Raw genomic sequence first — 15,453 nt, forward strand, 5'->3', positions numbered from 1 at the left:
ACGATGAATAGCTTTTCCTCACAGCAGCGCAAATTGTCTTTCGGCCTGTGTTTGGTCATCGCGACAGCGCTTGGCTTTTCTACGCTCGAGGCCCTTGCGGCCAATACTCCCTGTTCTGGTAGGAAGGGGGGCATCGCCGGGTGCGATGGCGATCTCTTCCTTTGCAATGACGGCTCTATTAGCGGCTCTAAGAAGAGCTGCTCGGCATACATGGGAACGGGGCGTGCTCCGGTTGCTGCCCCACAGCAGCTCCTCCAGAGCAGCGGCGAGTGTGCATGCGGTACAAGCACGTTCTGCACTGGCCCACGAGGGGGCGTGTACTGCCTGACCCCTTCTGGCAACAAAAGCTACGTGCGAAAGTGAGGCCTAGTAGTGCTGAACGGGGATACCCAGGCCGGAACGCTCGTTATTCTACAGAGACGCTCTATGCGGCGCTGTCTTCAGGCCCTAGCGGTGAGCCTTGGCTTTCTATTGATGGTCTCGCCTGCGAGCGCCTGTAGGGCATATGCCGCCCTTGAACTCGGCGACATCCAGTACGCGAGCATGATCGTCGTAGGCAGAATCGAGAAGTATGAGATCGTCCAGCCCACAGACGAGAGATCAAATTTCTGGAGGGCGAGGTCGAAGAGTAAGAAAATCCTGAGTGACTACGCACGCTTTGACGTGGTGGTAGACGAGGTTTTGGTTGGGCAGCCGTCCCGAGTGATTTCGGCAACCTGGGACAACTCTACGTTTGCTGAGCCTGAATCGATGAAGGCGGTACCGTACTTGATTGCGCTACGAGAGCCAGACTCCAAGACTCCACCGCTGCGTGGCCCCAGTGCCACGACCCTGCCTAATCCAGAGCCAAACTTGCTGGCGGTACTGCAGGCGCCTTGCGCCCCGGCTTTCATCTTCGAAACTACGAGCGTTGAGGCACAGACAATCCGGAGCGAGCTGGGACTACCAAAGATTCGCCAATAGCGTCCAGTCACCAGCGTCTGCTACCGGCCTATTCCGTTGAAAAACTCGCCTCGTAACTGATCGGCGCTCGACCGAGTGCCAAGTTGCTCCGGGCGAGTAGTGATTTTTCAGACTATCGATCTGGATTTCTGGAGGCGAAAGCCGCTGTTCCGATCAAATCGCCAGGCCATTTGCCCCTTTCTGCATTTTCGGCATCAGCCACAGGGCCATTCGCCTCAAATTCTGGGCAGTGGCGGCCAGCAAAAACTCGTCCTGCGCACCGTTCAGGCCTCGAAGTCGAAGCCGATCTAGGCGCAGGATGCGCTTGAGATGTTCGCGCGAGCCGTAGCAATCCAAGCACTGATGCTTAAGATCGACCCGACCAGCGACTGGAAAGACCGCTTCAAAGCCCTCATGTCGAACTTGCCGATTGCCAGCTTTCGGCGAGCAGGCATGACTGAGGGAGTGCTTGGCCTGGTACCAGGCTGGGAAACGCGCCCTTTCTGGTCGTAGCTTCTGTCTTTCCCGTCAATTAACCGACTTTCATGTAGCTCTGCCGCTCGATAACCGTATTGACCTCTAGCTCGGCCATATCAAACTATTCAATGCAGGAGCCGGCAATGCTTATGTTTGAGCCCCTTTGCGACTTCTTCCAACGCCGTCAGATAGCCCGCTTCGAGGCACAGGCGGTCGGCCTGAAACTGGTGACCCAGAACAGCGAAACCTTGCGCGGCAACTTTGTGTTCCCCGGGCCGAGTATCTCTGCCTCGGTCGAACTGGCTGGCCAGCGCGTTGGCGTGATCAATTACGGCGTGAGCCCGCTGCAGGATCGGGTCTACATCAGTGAATTTCGCATTGCCCCCAATCATCAGCGCCGCGGCCTCGGGATGGCCACATTGTGGCGGCTCTCACAGCAGTATCAGGTACCACTGTCTCCCATGCACGAAATAGGCACATCCACTGAATTTTGGGAGAAAGCGCGCCGACGATTCGCCAGTGCCGGCGCCGAACTGACCGAAGACATTCGCACCGGCAACCAAGAAAGCGAACAACAGCGCTGGCAGCACCTGATACCAGAGCCAGAACACGAACGGCTAATCCGCGAACTGATGACCTCCCCAGAGTGGCCGACCATAAAAGCTCGCATGGATGCGGAGTACGATCCAGGTTACAAGGACTGATTAACCCTGGCGCCGACTGGTCGCCGCGAGTTCCAGTTAAGTACCCGCTGGAAACGACCATAACAATGAAGGCTAACGTCCTCAGCTGTCGTGTTATTACCGCTTGCTAGTTCTAGGCATCTAATCCACATAACCAAATGCCACTTAGTATTCGAGGAGCTTCGCGCTACGTTTTTCCAAAAGCTCAGCAGTAGGTTTTGGTTGATAGTACGCAGCCCCCCCAAGAACCACGTTGAAACCAGGCGGTCCCTGCCAATCCCTAGCTACACCGGTCGACTTAAGCAGGACCTCTGGATCAATGCCGTTTCTTACAAAGCTCTCCAAGTCCCATTCAAAAAAGCTTACAAGGGCCTGAAAAACCGGGTTGGGCACGCTGGAAACTACATTAAGACTTCCAGTGTTCATCGGGAGACCTAGCCTTGAGATATCGGTAAGCGCACAAATAAGCCGCCGCAATAGAAAGTGCCAGGAAGATTCCATAAGGAGCTCAGCCTGCTGAGAAGCCAACGGAAATCTGCGCTTACGCGTTGTTGGATCCGGTGGTAAACGGACTGGAAGTAGTTTTTGTAGATTGCTGAGGTTGACCCGCTTCTGCCCTTTTGATATCCGATAGAGATCCTCTGCACCCGCGATCAAGATTGCTGCAAACGCGCTATCTCGGGAATCGCTGACGTCCTCAATCTCAACAGACTCATGCTTTGGCGTTTCGAGCTTTGACATCAGCCATGGCTTGTCATTTTCATTAAGCCATCGGGTGGCTTGATAGGCATTTTTCCAGAGATATTCTAAGTCGGCGTCCGCTCGTACAGTTAGGATCGTGTCGATCTTATGACGATATTGCGACTTCCTACCTCTAACAATCTTTGGCTTTTCTGGCTTTGAACGTGACCTCGCACTTGCGCCTTGAAGAATGAGTTCCTTGTTTAGAGCATCCTCAAATCCATCCGCGCTTCCGAACAGATGCAGGGCAATAATTAAATGTCGCGCAAGAGGCATATCCATCTGGTTGTTACGAGTGGTGAACCTTATCCATTGATCATGTTTCCCTGCTTCATAAGCCGCGTCCATTTGCGACAAGGCGTCATCACCGTAGTTATCTCGGATGCTATCAAATAGTTTTGCCGTACTAGTAAATTTTCCGTGTACATAGCCCCGCTTTCTGCATTGCCGCCAATAGGTCGCGCATAACGCCTCGCTACTCATCAACGGTAAATTGCGCTGCAGAAGCTCGTGAGCGAAATCTGCAAATCTCTTTTCAAGCTGAGTTCCATAGGTCACTGCCGCGGGGGCGAGAGTGCTCCAGCCACATACACATGGATCGGTCAGGTTCGGAAGTAACCGCAGCTTCCGGAAGAACGGGTGGGTGCATTTGGGGCACGCATGTATTAGCTGGTCACCATGTCGCCAACAGACGGAGACACCTGGTAAATGGTGTGATCGATGCCAGTAGGCGTACCCCAGATCCAGCAGGTCTTGCTGCATGCAGGTAAGACAGAGCTTTGCTTTACCGTGGACCGTTCCCTCTCGGCGGGGGATACGGGCAACCCCAGAGAAACAAGGCTCTGCAGTGGCACTCTCCACTCCTTGGCTTACCCCTAGAAAGGATCTGTATGCAGGGAACGTAGTGTTGGTGCGGATTAACTCATCAAGATTGTTCTCTGCGTCACCAGGTAGCTTGGCAGCAAGTACATCAATCCGCTTCGGCAGCATCCCTACAGTAAAAGGAGCCGATCCGAACAAGTCACGAAAGGTTTCTGCCTCAGTTCTGTTACCTGAAAGGAAATGATAACGAGTGATACGAGAGTGCAGCATCTCGTCCGGCATCGACATAGGAAAAAATAGCAGGTCAGACATCTATAATGGGCTTGTGAGATAGGACTTTGAGTTATACGCATCCTGCGAGGCGGGGCATTTTAAACACAAAAGCTCCGGTAATTGGAAAATATTGCGAAGCTTTCAACTTTACAAAAATTCGCCATTAATTTGACATTCTATTATCGGATATTGCATGCCCCATACGTCCAAAATTAGGCTTACATCAGAACTCTCATGGCCTAGAGCACAGTAAACGTCTCTCAACGGCTCACACATTCTCAAAGAATATATCCATAGAAATGCGTGACTGGCATATTGCTATAAGAAACAGGACTTAATTGCGGCTGCCTAACATGCAGCATGTAACAAGGCCTGTATTCTCGAAGGCCACCTACGACCGGCTAATTCAGCCTTGCTTGCCTCGCCGCGTTATGAAGCCAGAATCACTACGGCCTGATGCAAGCAGTTCGATATAACGCTGAGCGGGTCACGCTTCGCTGCTCATTTTCCAGCTTCGCTTTGGCCCACTGCAGACGCCGGGCGTGAAACTCCTCAATAGACTCACACGTCTGCTCCAGAGCTCTAGCACACAGGGGTAGCTTGGACAGCTGTTTCTCGAGACGTGGAAGGATATGCAGTTCTCGCCCTACCCTAGCTCGCGAGATCAATACGGGCTTTCCCGAGCCAGCTCGAAGGCGCTGTGCACAAGATCTGATTTGTTCAGCAAGTTTCGCGTCGAGAACAGCGAATGTACCGGCGTTATCGGAGCGCCTTGCATGAATACCTACATGTTTGGCGATGCAGCCTGAAAGCCAGGCTCGATCACATCGATACAGCCACATGTAATCGATGCATTGGTGAGCTTGCAGGCGCTCATACTCAATCTCGAAGGCTGCTCGGCGCCTGAGGCGCTCACTTAGAAATCTTGCTTCTCTCCATGCCTTCGAGCCGCCGTTGACGGCACGAATGGTTCGATAAACATACACTTGAGAGACCCCAAGCGCAGCGGCGATAGGCCGTGCCTCGCTTCCGGCCAGCGCTAGTTTCCAAACCGCCGCAGATAAGCCTTCCAGCCCCTCTAATAAGGTCTCAGAAAGCCTCGTTTTTGAATAGCCGACATCAATTGGCGATGGGCGCTTAACCGCTGGCGTTGATGGCTTACCACCACACAAGAGATGAGGCAGATCCATCTCCAGCGCGGTGGCTAACACAATGTATTTGAGTGGATGATGCGTGTGCCTTGGTCTCCGTAGCAGCTTGGTGACCCAAGTCGCGGGCAGATCTGCGGGCGACTCTCCGAGAGTCGAGTATTCCCAAGCTGCAGGCAGGGCGTTGAAGACGCATGCCATATGTGCGTCCAAACGACATAGGTCTAGCCGGTGCGATACACCACGGGTTAGGCCTAGCTCAGCAGCTTTTCGCACAAAGCAAGAGCGCACTGCAGTAGGTGATAGAGGTTTGAGGTCTAGCGTAAGTAGCTGCATTGAGCAGAGCGCTATCTGATGTAGCGCTGGAAAATCGTCTAGACCAGCATCAATCTGACTTGAATGAGCTTGTACATCATCATCGTCAGGTAAGTTGAGCTGCCAGGAATTACGGCTATACCAGCTCGGATCCACCATCCTGAGCGGATCGCCGTGGTAAGGACATACCAACACGCCGGGAAGCTGGTGAACGCGGTGCCAGTACGCTGCGCCAACACGAACGATGTCCTCATTGAGGCAGGCCGGACAGAACCGTACCCTCGAAGCTCCTTCGAGCCGACTGGCATTAACCCCTAGTTTCAGCATTAGCCACTTGCCGTCCCCGGCCATTGAGGTGCGGGCATGCTGAATCTGATCCTCGGTGAGGAAGGGCGCGTAATACGGCAGAACGGTATGACACGTGATGATTTTGGATACCGAGAGATCCGTGCCCGGGGGGAGCGACCCGACTAAATCATCCAACCGACAGGGAAACGCTACATTTTGCGTGAACGAGACCGCAGCTCTGTTGCCGGTGAACGCAGCCTTGCGGCTATGCCCGCCACAAAGCCGGGCATAGCGAGAGAGAACGCTGTGTAGCGTCTCGTCGGGGAATGCTGCAGGGAAGAAATGGAATTTCAGCTCCATTACGCGACCCTCGAATCATGAGCGACGGTAGGTCGGCGAGAATTCGAAGATATCCTTGGTGACCCAGCCAGCTGACTTTAGCTCTGCAAGGGTGTCAGGATGCTCACTGAACGCCTTTGCTTGCGACGCCTCAACAGCGACAGCTACAGGCGTACCGGCTTTCTTAACAGCAGGTTCTGGTACCGCGGTATTTGCACGTGCAGGTGGGGTCACACCTCGAAGCAAAGCAAGACGGTCAGCTCGCCCAAGCCCACTGAACGCCATCATTTCCATCAACTGCTCCTCTATGGGAAGCAGGTCGTCAAACTTGCGCATGCGATTAGGATCACGACTACGCAGAGCCGATAGCGCTGGCCTGAGTATTTGCATCTTGGAATTGCTTACTTTGACGATCGTCTCGGCAGTTACACACTCAGAGCCACTCTGAATGGCATAGCGCTGGCTCAACACCAATAACTTAACCAGGAAGTCAGTCACTCCCTGGGTGTGCTCGTACAGAGCGTCAAAAATCTCCGGAGTCAGTTCAGCCGTCTGCTTGCACCACTGATAGCTCCAAAGGTTCTCGACCAGAAAATGCCACTCGTCATCCTCCTTCTCGAAGCGCTTGAATTCGATCATCCCCCCACCGCAACTGCGCCTGGCGACACGCATTACGTCCGAGAACAGGCTGATCATCGAATTCGTCCCGATGAACACGACCGGGATACCGATGTTGTTCACCAGGTGGAGGAAGAAATTCAGCATGCTTTCCTTACCCCCGGTCTTGGCCAGGTGAAGGTTCTGCAGCTCATCAATGAGCAAGGCGCCGATAAAAAACGTGCTGGCTACCTGTTCCATCTGCTGAAGCGCATCGTTGATGTTTCGATGCCGGTGGCGCTTGTGGTAGTCCTGATCACCCAGTGCCTGGCCGACCGCGTGGAAGAACTGCTGACAAAATCCAGCCAGCGAGCCATCTCGGGGACAATCAAGCTTGAGCCAGGTGATCTGGGTGTGGACGAATTGCTGGCCCTCATAACGCTCATGCCGGATCGTCTGAGGGTACAGGCTTAAAATGGCATGCAGTGCAGTGGACTTCCCAATACCACTCAGGCCCACAACACTGAAAGTGTCAGCTGTTGATTTGAAAGCATCGTGATAGCGCTGAGCCCCTGACAAGGAATGCAGGTGCCTGACCGTGGAGGCACTAGTTGGATTACGGCCAACATATCCGCGGCGGATCAGCAGAGATAACAGGGACTCTAGTTCCAAATGCAGCAGAAACGGCTGCACGACCGTCCTCAAGCGATCAATACAGTGAATCCGCATTGCCCCGTCGAGCTCGAGCTCTTCAGGTGTTACCGGCTGGGGAAAATTTGATATCAGCTCTGCAGCAGCCGTTTCGTCAAGAATTGGTGGCAGCGCTTCGATCAGAGGGTTTCCCGCGTATTCAGTGATGGCCTGCGTCGTATAGCTCGCAAGAGCTTTAGCACCTCTCATTTGGTCTGCCCCGGTCGAACTCTTTTGAGCAGATCGATAACCTGCGCGGTGCGGGGTCCCGCGTACGAATCTCGGCCAATAGCAGGGCTCTGCGCACCAGGTTGAACGACGGGTTCCGCACGTACACCTTCAGGTACAGTGGCGTGCTCTCGCTCCAGCAGCCGCTCTTGCGCACGATTCTCGCGCATGTTCGCCAACGCTTCAGCCTTAGAGGCGGGTGCTGGTTCAAGCTTCCGCTCGGCCATTGCATTGTTAACAATTTGCTCCACTGTGTCGGCCAAGACCACTCGGCTCTCGAGTTCGGCGCGTTTATGAGTGGGTGGCAACTGCCGGTAGGCCTCCAGCAGATCGTAGATCTCATCTGAGCGATAATTCGCATACTTGGCATCCGAGCGTCGCAGGTCGCAACGTAGGAACTCCTTGTTCTCGCCCTTGATCCAGATGTGCGCTGCGGAGTTCGGATCAAACCAGCAATCAATCGACCAAACGCCATTGCGACGCGCTTTTGCGAACCAGTTTTCCTTGATAGCCATATCGCAGACGTAATGCATACCGCGGAACAACACGCCCCCCTTCTGGACAGTGGCTCGTTCCCGAGGCAGCAAGTTGAGATAAATCAGCTCGTCAGGCCGCTTGTTGGCCTGGATCAGATCATTCTCCGAGGCCCACCTCCAGATATCCATCGGGGTGGGTTGAACGCCCTCGCTCATCATTGCCTGGGTAAGCCGATCCGGCTGCCGGTGATAGCGGTTGTAGTGAAGAATGCACTCGATGATGATCTGGGTGAACTCCTTCAGAGTCAGCGTCGCGTCGAGCCGATAATCACGCTCTCCGCGTTCCTTCTCTCGTGCCGCTACGCCGCCGGGGAGCCACCTAATACCGGTTAAATCATTCAGGATGCCGAAGCGACTCTCGACCATGGATTTCCAATCTGGTCGATACGGCGGAGCTGTTCCCATATCGATACCCAGGCCAGTTGCGAGCCCTTCAGCAGCAGCCCCCAGCATTTCACCTCTGTCCGCGTAGATTTGATGCGGGAGGTGACGACAGTCCCAATCCTCAGGGCTGATATCAACGCCGTTCTGCGCGCAGAACTCCACCTTGGAGGTGAATGCGTTGAACAGTGCCTGTCGAGCTCCGTTCCAGCTAGGCCCCTCCAGACCGACATACAAGCCGACAATCATCCCCGAGAAACTATCGATCACGATGTACACTACGGGACGGCCGATGAGCATTCGGCGAGAGTAACTGTTGACCAGGTAAATATCAGCAACGGTCGCGTCGATCTCGAATTGATGACAAGGCCCTCTAAGCCAATCGCGGACGGTACCGGACAACGGGCGGCAATCCTTGAGCCACTTCGTCATGCCCTTACGCCCACGATCAGTTTCGATCTCATCAAAAAATTGCTTGCCCCAGTAATCGAACTGGTTAAATGTCGGGATCTCAGACTCAGGAAGCAATCGGACCCGATTTTCGGCGTTTTTTGAAAGCTCTTTTTCCGAGTAGAAACGGCTCAGCATCTTGTCGTAAGCGCTGCGAATCGTTGATGTCTTGCTCTTGGCGTAAAGCGCGTAAGACACCCGAATACATCGTTTATCGACCGCACTGAGTAATTTGGCAGGCGAGATTAAAACTCCTTGGTATTTAGGTTTCCTCCCTGGCCGCTTATCAGCAGAGTAATTGCGATTCTGAACACCTACAGCAGAATAATTTTTTAGAAGCGCATTTCTTACCTGGCCATAAAACCAGTATCTATACAACAAACGATAGATTGTCTTTCTCTGAACACCGACTTCAGCAGCACGATTTCCTACTAGCCGGCCCATCTCGCCATGAAAGAATATTTGCCCTGGATAGGCCGGATCCAAAAGTGGCGCAATCAATGCCCATTTTTGATCCCTATCACGCCTGGCGCTCTCGTCGAGGTCTTCTTCCAAAACCAGTAAAAATTCTGGTACTGCCGTAACTACAGGCTTTGTATGACCCGACACCAACGAAACCTTGAGCTCCTCCAAACCTATAGAATAGGGCTGTCTGGGCGGTTCAGTTAGATCTATAACGAACAGCGTATCGCTCTTCTCATCGAGGTGAAGCGCTCTCGCCATAGTAGATAGTACTGAGAGTTCTGTGACCGGCTCAAAGACATCATTGACTGAAATATTCACGATGACATCTCGCTCAGCTTAATCATGTCGGTGGGGGAGACAACATTGAAATCTGGCAAGGGCGACTTGAGGTGTAACGGCGAACAACTTAAGTCGAGCGTTATGATTTTTCGCCAGATCAAATTAAAGAAAATGTCCCGAGATTCGCTGTACGGTATAGATAATTGGTTGCCAATTTTTCTCAAGCTCTCTGACGTTGACCAAGGGCAAAATTTTATGGATTCAAGAATCTCGATAAATTCCGAATGCAGCGAGACATCCATCAGGGCGCGCGGCAATTTGGCGTATTTGCGAAGAAATGCGAGGTTCAGAATTAAGTCGGGCGTAAACAACTCTTCCGTTACGATGCTCCAATCTACGCCTTGGCTCATCCAGAATCGTCTCTCGATTTCTAACTTCTCCAACGTGCGACAGCAGTCTTCGCCTTGAAGATCCTTCTGATATTTGATCGTCCTAGCAACAGACTTGAGATCCCCGTTTGGCTGCTTAACGGTGAGCAGAAAGTCAGTGGTCATTACGAGCGGAACAGAGGTGGCTTTGTACCTTGGATACCGAACACCGATAGCTCTGGCGATCGCCTGGGTGCTTTCCACCGGCAGTAAGGGATACTGCTCGCGGATGTCTACGACATCCTCTGAAAACTCAGAGAGTAGAAAGTACGCTCGTTCGAGATCGGATAAAAGGTGATGAATCCGATCTATCTTAACGCCTTGGATTTTCCAGGAACGACCAATCGAAGGAACATCCTGAACACGTAACCAAGGCACATAGTCAGCTCCGGCGCCTGCTCCAAAACCATTGGCGATGTGCCGTTCAATATCCTGATTTGAAGCAAACCTACGACCTCGCACCCTCCCTCCTCAGCCCGTTCGGACCGATCCCCTCATTTGACCAAAAAATAGTTCTAGGAAACCAGGGGCTGCCAAGGAGCCATCTCGAAGGGTCATCCAGATTACTCCTGATAAAAATCGAGGTGGCGGCCTCTGACAAACGGCCTAGGCCAGAAACAAAAAACCCCTGTAGATACAGGGGCTTACGCATTTTGTCAGACTTTAATAGCCTGTGTCAGACTTTATTATTTTGTGTCAATCTTTATTCCGTGCAGCCACTTCCCCGGATTCCATCCGGGCGAATCACTCCACCGTCACCGACTTGGCCAGGTTGCGCGGCTGGTCCACGTCGGTGCCCTTGAGCACGGCCACGTAGTAGGACAGCAGCTGCAGCGGCACGGTGTAGAGGATCGGCGCCAGCACATCGTGGATGTGCGGCATGTTGATCACCTGGGTGCCCTCGCCATTGCCCAGGCCGGCGGCCTCGTCGGCGAAGACGATCAGTTGGCCGCCACGGGCGCGCACTTCCTGCAGGTTGGACTTGAGCTTCTCCAGCAGCTCGTTGTTCGGCGCCACGGTGACCACCGGCATGTCGCCGTCCACCAGGGCCAGCGGGCCATGCTTGAGCTCGCCGGCCGGATAGGCCTCGGCATGGATGTAGGAGATTTCCTTGAGCTTGAGCGCCCCCTCCATCGCCACCGGGTACTGGGCGCCACGACCGAGGAACAGGGTGTGGTGCTTCTCGGCGAACAGCTCGGCGACCTTTTCCACTGTCTTGTCCATCGCCAGCGCCTCGCCCAGGCGGGTCGGCAGGCGGCGCAGTTCCTCCACCAGTTCGGCGGCCACACCGGCCTGCAGGGTGCCGCGCACCTGGCCGAGGGCCAGGGTCAGCAGCAGCAGCGAGACCAGCTGGGTGGTGAAGGCCTTGGTCGAGGCCACACCGATTTCCGGGCCAGCCTGGGTCAGCAGGGTCAGGTCGGATTCACGGACCAGGGAACTGGTGCCGACGTTGCAGATGGTCAGGCTGGCTAGGTAGCCGGCCCGCTTGGCGTTGCGCAGGGCGGCCAGGGTGTCGGCGGTCTCACCGGACTGGGAAATGGTGACGAACAGGCTGTCCGGCTGTACCGCCACCTGGCGGTAGCGGAATTCGCTGGCCACTTCGATCTGACAGGGAATGCCGGTCAGCGCCTCCAGCCAGTAACGGGCGACCATGCCGGCGTGGTAGCTGGTGCCGCAGGCGACGATCTGTACGTTGCGTACCTTGGCGAACAGTTCCGCAGCCTGCGGGCCGAAGGCCTGTACCAGCACATGGTCACCACCCAGGCGGCCCTCCAGGGTGCGCTGCACGACCTTGGGCTGCTCGTGGATCTCCTTGAGCATGAAGTGGCGGTACTCGCCCTTGTCGGCGGCTTCGGCGCCCTCGTGGTACTGCACCGATTCACGTTGCACGGAATGGCCGTCGACATCCCAGATCTGCACGCTGTCGCGGCGAATCTCGGCGATATCTCCCTCCTCCAGGTACATGAAGCGGTCGGTCACCTGGCGCAGGGCCAGCTGGTCGGAGGCGAGGAAGTTCTCGCCCAGGCCCAGGCCGATCACCAGCGGGCTGCCACTGCGCGCGGCGAGGATGCGGTCCGGCTGCCTCGCGCTGATCACCGCCAGGCCGTAGGCGCCGTGCAGCTCGGGAATGGCGGCCTTGAGCGCGGCGGTGAGGTCGCCGCCCTGCTGCAGCTTGTGGTGCAGCAGGTGGACGATGGTCTCGGTGTCGGTGTCCGAGGCGAAGACGTAGCCGAGGCCCTTGAGGCGCTCGCGCAGCTCCTCATGGTTCTCGATGATGCCGTTGTGCACCACCGCCAGCTCGCCGGCGGAGAAATGCGGGTGGGCATTGCGTTCGCTCGGCGCACCGTGGGTCGCCCAGCGGGTGTGGGCGATGCCCAGGTGGCCGGTCAGCGGCTCGCCGGCCAGGGCCTGCTCCAGCTCGGCGACCTTGCCGACCCGGCGGCTACGCTGCAGTTCGCCGGCCTGGGTGAAGACCGCCACGCCGGCGCTGTCGTAGCCGCGGTATTCCAGGCGCTTAAGGCCTTCAACCAGGATCGGGGTGATGTTGCGTTCGGCGACGGCGCCAACGATGCCACACATAGCGTTTCTCCTCAGGAAGCGGCGGCGAGGGTCAACTGGACCCCACGCGCGCGTATCTGTTCTGCCACCCGGAGGTCCAGGCGGTCGTCGGTGATCAGGGTATGGACGCTGCTCCAGGGCAGTTCCAAGTTGGGGATGCGCCGGCCGATCTTGTCGCTCTCGACCATGACGATGACCTCGCGGGCCACCTCGGCCATGACCCGGGACAGGCCCAGCAGCTCGTTGAAGGTGGTGGTGCCGCGTTCCAGGTCGATCCCGTCCGCGCCGATGAACAGCTGGTCGAAGTCGTAGGAACGCAGCACTTGTTCGGCCACCTGGCCCTGGAAGGATTCCGAGTGCGGGTCCCAGGTCCCGCCGGTCATCAGCAGCATCGGTTCGTGCTCGATGTCGCGCAGGGCGTTGGCCACGTTCAGTGAGTTGGTCATCACCACCAGGCCGGGTTTGTGGCCGAGCTGCGGGATCATCGCCGCCGTGGTGCTGCCGCTGTCGATGATGATCCGGGCGTGCTCGCGGATCAGCCCCACCGCCGTGCGGGCGATGGCCTGCTTGTGCCGCGACACCGGCTGCGCCGGCTCGCCGATCAGCTCCTGCGGCATCGACACGGCACCACCGTAGCGGCGCAGCAGCAGGCCATTCTTCTCCAGTTCGGCCAGGTCCTTTCGAATCGTAACTTCCGAGGTGGAGAAATGCTGTGCCAGTGCGTCCACCACCACTTCGCCCCGCTCGTTGAGCAAGGCCAGGATGGCGTGGCGGCGTTGTGGTGTATTGCGCTTGGACATTAAGTTTCGATTCGAAAGATAAGTGCGCGAATCAAAACCCAACGAAAGCGTTTGGTCAAGTTCCCGATGGACAAAAGGCAGCCGAGGCCGCCTTTCCTGAGAGGAATCGCCTCACCCTATTTCTTGGTCGGGCGCTTCCAGCCTTCGATGTTGCGTTGCTTGGCGCGACCCACGGCCAGGGCCTTGGCCGGTACATCCTGGGTCACGGTGGACCCGGCGCCGGTGGTGGCGCCGTCACCGAGGCTGAGCGGCGCGACCAGGGCGCTGTTGGAGCCGATGAACACGTCCTCGCCCAGCACGGTACGGTGCTTGTTGGCGCCGTCGTAGTTGCAGGTGATGGTGCCGGCGCCGATGTTGGTGCGCGCGCCGATCTCGGCGTCGCCCAGGTAGCTCAGGTGGCCGGCCTTGGCGCCCTCGCCCAGCACCGCGTTCTTCAGTTCGACGAAGTTGCCGACATGCGCCTTTGCGCCCAGTTTGGCGCCCGGACGCAGGCGGGCGAACGGGCCGCAGTCGGCGCCCTCGCCCAGCTCGGCGCCTTCCAGATGACTATTGGCTTTGACGATGGCACCGCGACGCAGTACCGAGTCCCTGATCACGCAGTTCGGGCCGATCGAAACAAAGTCCTCGATGACCACCTTGCCTTCGAGGATCACGTTGATGTCGATGGTGATATCACGCCCCACGGTGACCTCGCCCCGCACATCGAAGCGATGCGGATCGAGCAGAGTCACGCCCTGGGCCATCAACTGGCGGGCCATGCGCTGCTGGTAATGGCATTCGAGTTGCGACAGCTGGATGCGGTCGTTGGCGCCAAGCACTTCCATCTCGTCCTGGGCAGTCTCGGTGGCGACTACCAGGCCATCGGCCACGGCCATGGCGATCACGTCGGTCAGGTAGTACTCGCCCTGGGCGTTGCTGTTGGACAGGCGACCCAGCCAGTCGCCGAGGCGCTTGCCGGGCACGGCGAGGATGCCGGTATTGCCCTCGCGGATGGCGCGCTGCGCGTCGCTGGCATCCTTGTGCTCGATGATCGCCTGCACCATGCCGGCGGCGTCACGCACGATGCGACCGTAGCCGGTGGGATCGGCCAGGTTGACCGTCAGCAGGCCCAGCTGGGAATCGTTGGCCTGCTCCAGCAGGCGGGTGAGGGTTTCCACCCGGGTCAGCGGCACGTCGCCGTAGAGGATCAGCACCTTGTCCGCGTCCAGCGCCGGCAGCGCCTGGGCCACGGCATGGCCGGTGCCGAGCTGCTCGCTCTGCAGCACGAAGTGGATATCGTCGGCCGCCAGGCGCTCGCGGACCAGCTCGGCGCCGTGGCCGATCACCACGTGGATCTTGCGCGGGGAGAGCTGGCGAGCGGTGTCGATGACGTGGCCGAGCATGGGCTTGCCGGCGACCGGATGCAGGACCTTGGGCAGGGCCGAGCGCATGCGGGTGCCCTGGCCGGCGGCGAGGATGACGATATCGAGGGACATGGCGGAATCCTGAACGGGCACAGGCGCAACACCACCTGTGGATAAAACGGCAGAAAAGAAAAAGGGTAGCCAAGGCTACCCTTTTACCTGCTCGCGCTGAAGTCGTCGGATCAACCGCCGAACTTCTTGCGCAGCTGCTGGACGGTGCGCAGCTGGGCTGCCACTTCGGCCAGGTGAGCGGCGGCGGAACCGTAGTCGAATTCCGAGCCTTTCTCGTTGAGCGCCTTCTCGGCGGCCTTGAGGGCCTCCTGAGCAGCCGCTTCGTCGATGTCGCCAGCACGGGTCACGGTGTCGGCCAGGACCTTCACCATGTTCGGCTGCACTTCGAGGAAGCCACCAGAGATGTAGAACACCTCATGCTCGCCACCCTGCTTGACCAGGCGGATCGGGCCCGGCTTCAGGTCGGTGATCAGCGGGGCATGGCCCGGAGCGATACCGAGATCACCCAGGTTGCCGTGCGCGATCACCATCTCGACCAGACCGGAGAAGATCTCCGCCTCGGCGCTGACGATATCGCAATGGACTGTTATGGCCATA

General features: G+C 57.0%; 12 protein-coding genes. 2 read left to right on the plus strand and 10 right to left on the minus strand.

The genetic code is table 11. The annotated features are described in order from the left end of the window. The first annotated feature begins 3 nt into the window (after window positions 1-3). Window positions 4-363, plus strand: a complete 360-nt coding sequence (locus tag N7640_RS14045; protein ID WP_279904059.1) for a hypothetical protein — start codon at window positions 4-6, stop codon at window positions 361-363. Between the two features lie 753 nt (window positions 364-1,116). Here the strand turns inward: N7640_RS14045 and N7640_RS14050 are convergent. Beyond that, window positions 1,117-1,299: a hypothetical protein gene (locus tag N7640_RS14050; RefSeq protein WP_347815592.1), complete on the minus strand. Its 183-nt coding sequence runs from the start codon at window positions 1,297-1,299 to the stop codon at window positions 1,117-1,119. A gap of 263 nt (window positions 1,300-1,562) precedes the next feature. On the opposite strand from N7640_RS14050, the gene N7640_RS14055 reads away from it, so the two are divergent. Then, on the plus strand, window positions 1,563-2,123 hold the full coding sequence (locus tag N7640_RS14055) for a GNAT family N-acetyltransferase (RefSeq protein WP_279904060.1): 561 nt from the start codon (window positions 1,563-1,565) through the stop codon (window positions 2,121-2,123). 144 nt (window positions 2,124-2,267) lie between these two features. On the opposite strand, the gene N7640_RS14060 is transcribed toward N7640_RS14055, so the two are convergent. The 9 genes from N7640_RS14060 to N7640_RS14100 form a co-directional block, all read right to left on the minus strand. After that, a complete protein-coding gene (locus tag N7640_RS14060) occupies window positions 2,268-3,977 on the minus strand; it encodes a TniQ family protein (protein WP_279904061.1) in 1,710 nt (569 codons plus the stop codon). Window positions 3,978-4,384: 407 nt separating this feature from the next. Next, window positions 4,385-6,049 (minus strand): TnsD family Tn7-like transposition protein, encoded by a 1,665-nt coding sequence (locus tag N7640_RS14065; RefSeq protein ID WP_279904062.1) that lies wholly within the window; start codon window positions 6,047-6,049, stop codon window positions 4,385-4,387. 15 nt (window positions 6,050-6,064) lie between these two features. Continuing rightward, window positions 6,065-7,525, minus strand: coding sequence for an ATP-binding protein (locus tag N7640_RS14070; protein ID WP_279904063.1), 1,461 nt, complete (start codon window positions 7,523-7,525; stop codon window positions 6,065-6,067). Then, entirely contained in the window at window positions 7,522-9,693 is a 2,172-nt protein-coding gene (locus N7640_RS14075) for a Mu transposase C-terminal domain-containing protein (protein WP_279904064.1), read from the minus strand. Before N7640_RS14075 ends, N7640_RS14070 begins: the two co-directional genes overlap by 4 nt. Continuing rightward, a complete protein-coding gene (locus N7640_RS14080) occupies window positions 9,690-10,544 on the minus strand; it encodes a TnsA endonuclease N-terminal domain-containing protein (protein WP_279904065.1) in 855 nt (284 codons plus the stop codon). The genes N7640_RS14075 and N7640_RS14080 overlap by 4 nt, the downstream gene beginning before the upstream one ends. Before the next feature lie 282 nt (window positions 10,545-10,826). Then, window positions 10,827-12,662, minus strand: coding sequence for a glutamine--fructose-6-phosphate transaminase (isomerizing) (gene glmS / locus N7640_RS14085; protein ID WP_220815798.1), 1,836 nt, complete (start codon window positions 12,660-12,662; stop codon window positions 10,827-10,829). A gap of 11 nt (window positions 12,663-12,673) precedes the next feature. Continuing rightward, entirely contained in the window at window positions 12,674-13,441 is a 768-nt protein-coding gene (locus tag N7640_RS14090; protein ID WP_279904066.1) for a DeoR family transcriptional regulator, read from the minus strand. Between the two features lie 116 nt (window positions 13,442-13,557). Further along, window positions 13,558-14,916: a bifunctional UDP-N-acetylglucosamine diphosphorylase/glucosamine-1-phosphate N-acetyltransferase GlmU gene (gene glmU / locus N7640_RS14095; RefSeq protein WP_279904067.1), complete on the minus strand. Its 1,359-nt coding sequence runs from the start codon at window positions 14,914-14,916 to the stop codon at window positions 13,558-13,560. Window positions 14,917-15,026: 110 nt separating this feature from the next. Next, window positions 15,027-15,452 (minus strand): F0F1 ATP synthase subunit epsilon, encoded by a 426-nt coding sequence (locus N7640_RS14100; RefSeq protein ID WP_220815801.1) that lies wholly within the window; start codon window positions 15,450-15,452, stop codon window positions 15,027-15,029. Window position 15,453 lies beyond the last annotated feature (1 nt).

Source organism: Pseudomonas sp. GD04015, assembly GCF_029837675.1.
Classification (GTDB): domain Bacteria; phylum Pseudomonadota; class Gammaproteobacteria; order Pseudomonadales; family Pseudomonadaceae; genus Aquipseudomonas; species Aquipseudomonas paralcaligenes.

Excerpts from the sequence above, each read along its gene's own strand:
- N7640_RS14090 (WP_279904066.1), bottom strand. The coding sequence starts at position 13,441 with ATGTCCAAGCGCAATACACCACAACGCCGCCACGCCATCCTGGCCTTG.
- glmS (WP_220815798.1), bottom strand. The coding sequence starts at position 12,662 with ATGTGTGGCATCGTTGGCGCCGTCGCCGAACGCAACATCACCCCGATC.
- glmU (WP_279904067.1), bottom strand. The coding sequence starts at position 14,916 with ATGTCCCTCGATATCGTCATCCTCGCCGCCGGCCAGGGCACCCGCATG.
- N7640_RS14070 (WP_279904063.1), bottom strand. The coding sequence starts at position 7,525 with ATGAGAGGTGCTAAAGCTCTTGCGAGCTATACGACGCAGGCCATCACT.
- N7640_RS14100 (WP_220815801.1), bottom strand. The coding sequence starts at position 15,452 with ATGGCCATAACAGTCCATTGCGATATCGTCAGCGCCGAGGCGGAGATC.
- N7640_RS14045 (WP_279904059.1), top strand. The coding sequence starts at position 4 with ATGAATAGCTTTTCCTCACAGCAGCGCAAATTGTCTTTCGGCCTGTGT.
- N7640_RS14055 (WP_279904060.1), top strand. The coding sequence starts at position 1,563 with ATGCTTATGTTTGAGCCCCTTTGCGACTTCTTCCAACGCCGTCAGATA.
- N7640_RS14065 (WP_279904062.1), bottom strand. The coding sequence starts at position 6,049 with ATGGAGCTGAAATTCCATTTCTTCCCTGCAGCATTCCCCGACGAGACG.
- N7640_RS14060 (WP_279904061.1), bottom strand. The coding sequence starts at position 3,977 with ATGTCTGACCTGCTATTTTTTCCTATGTCGATGCCGGACGAGATGCTG.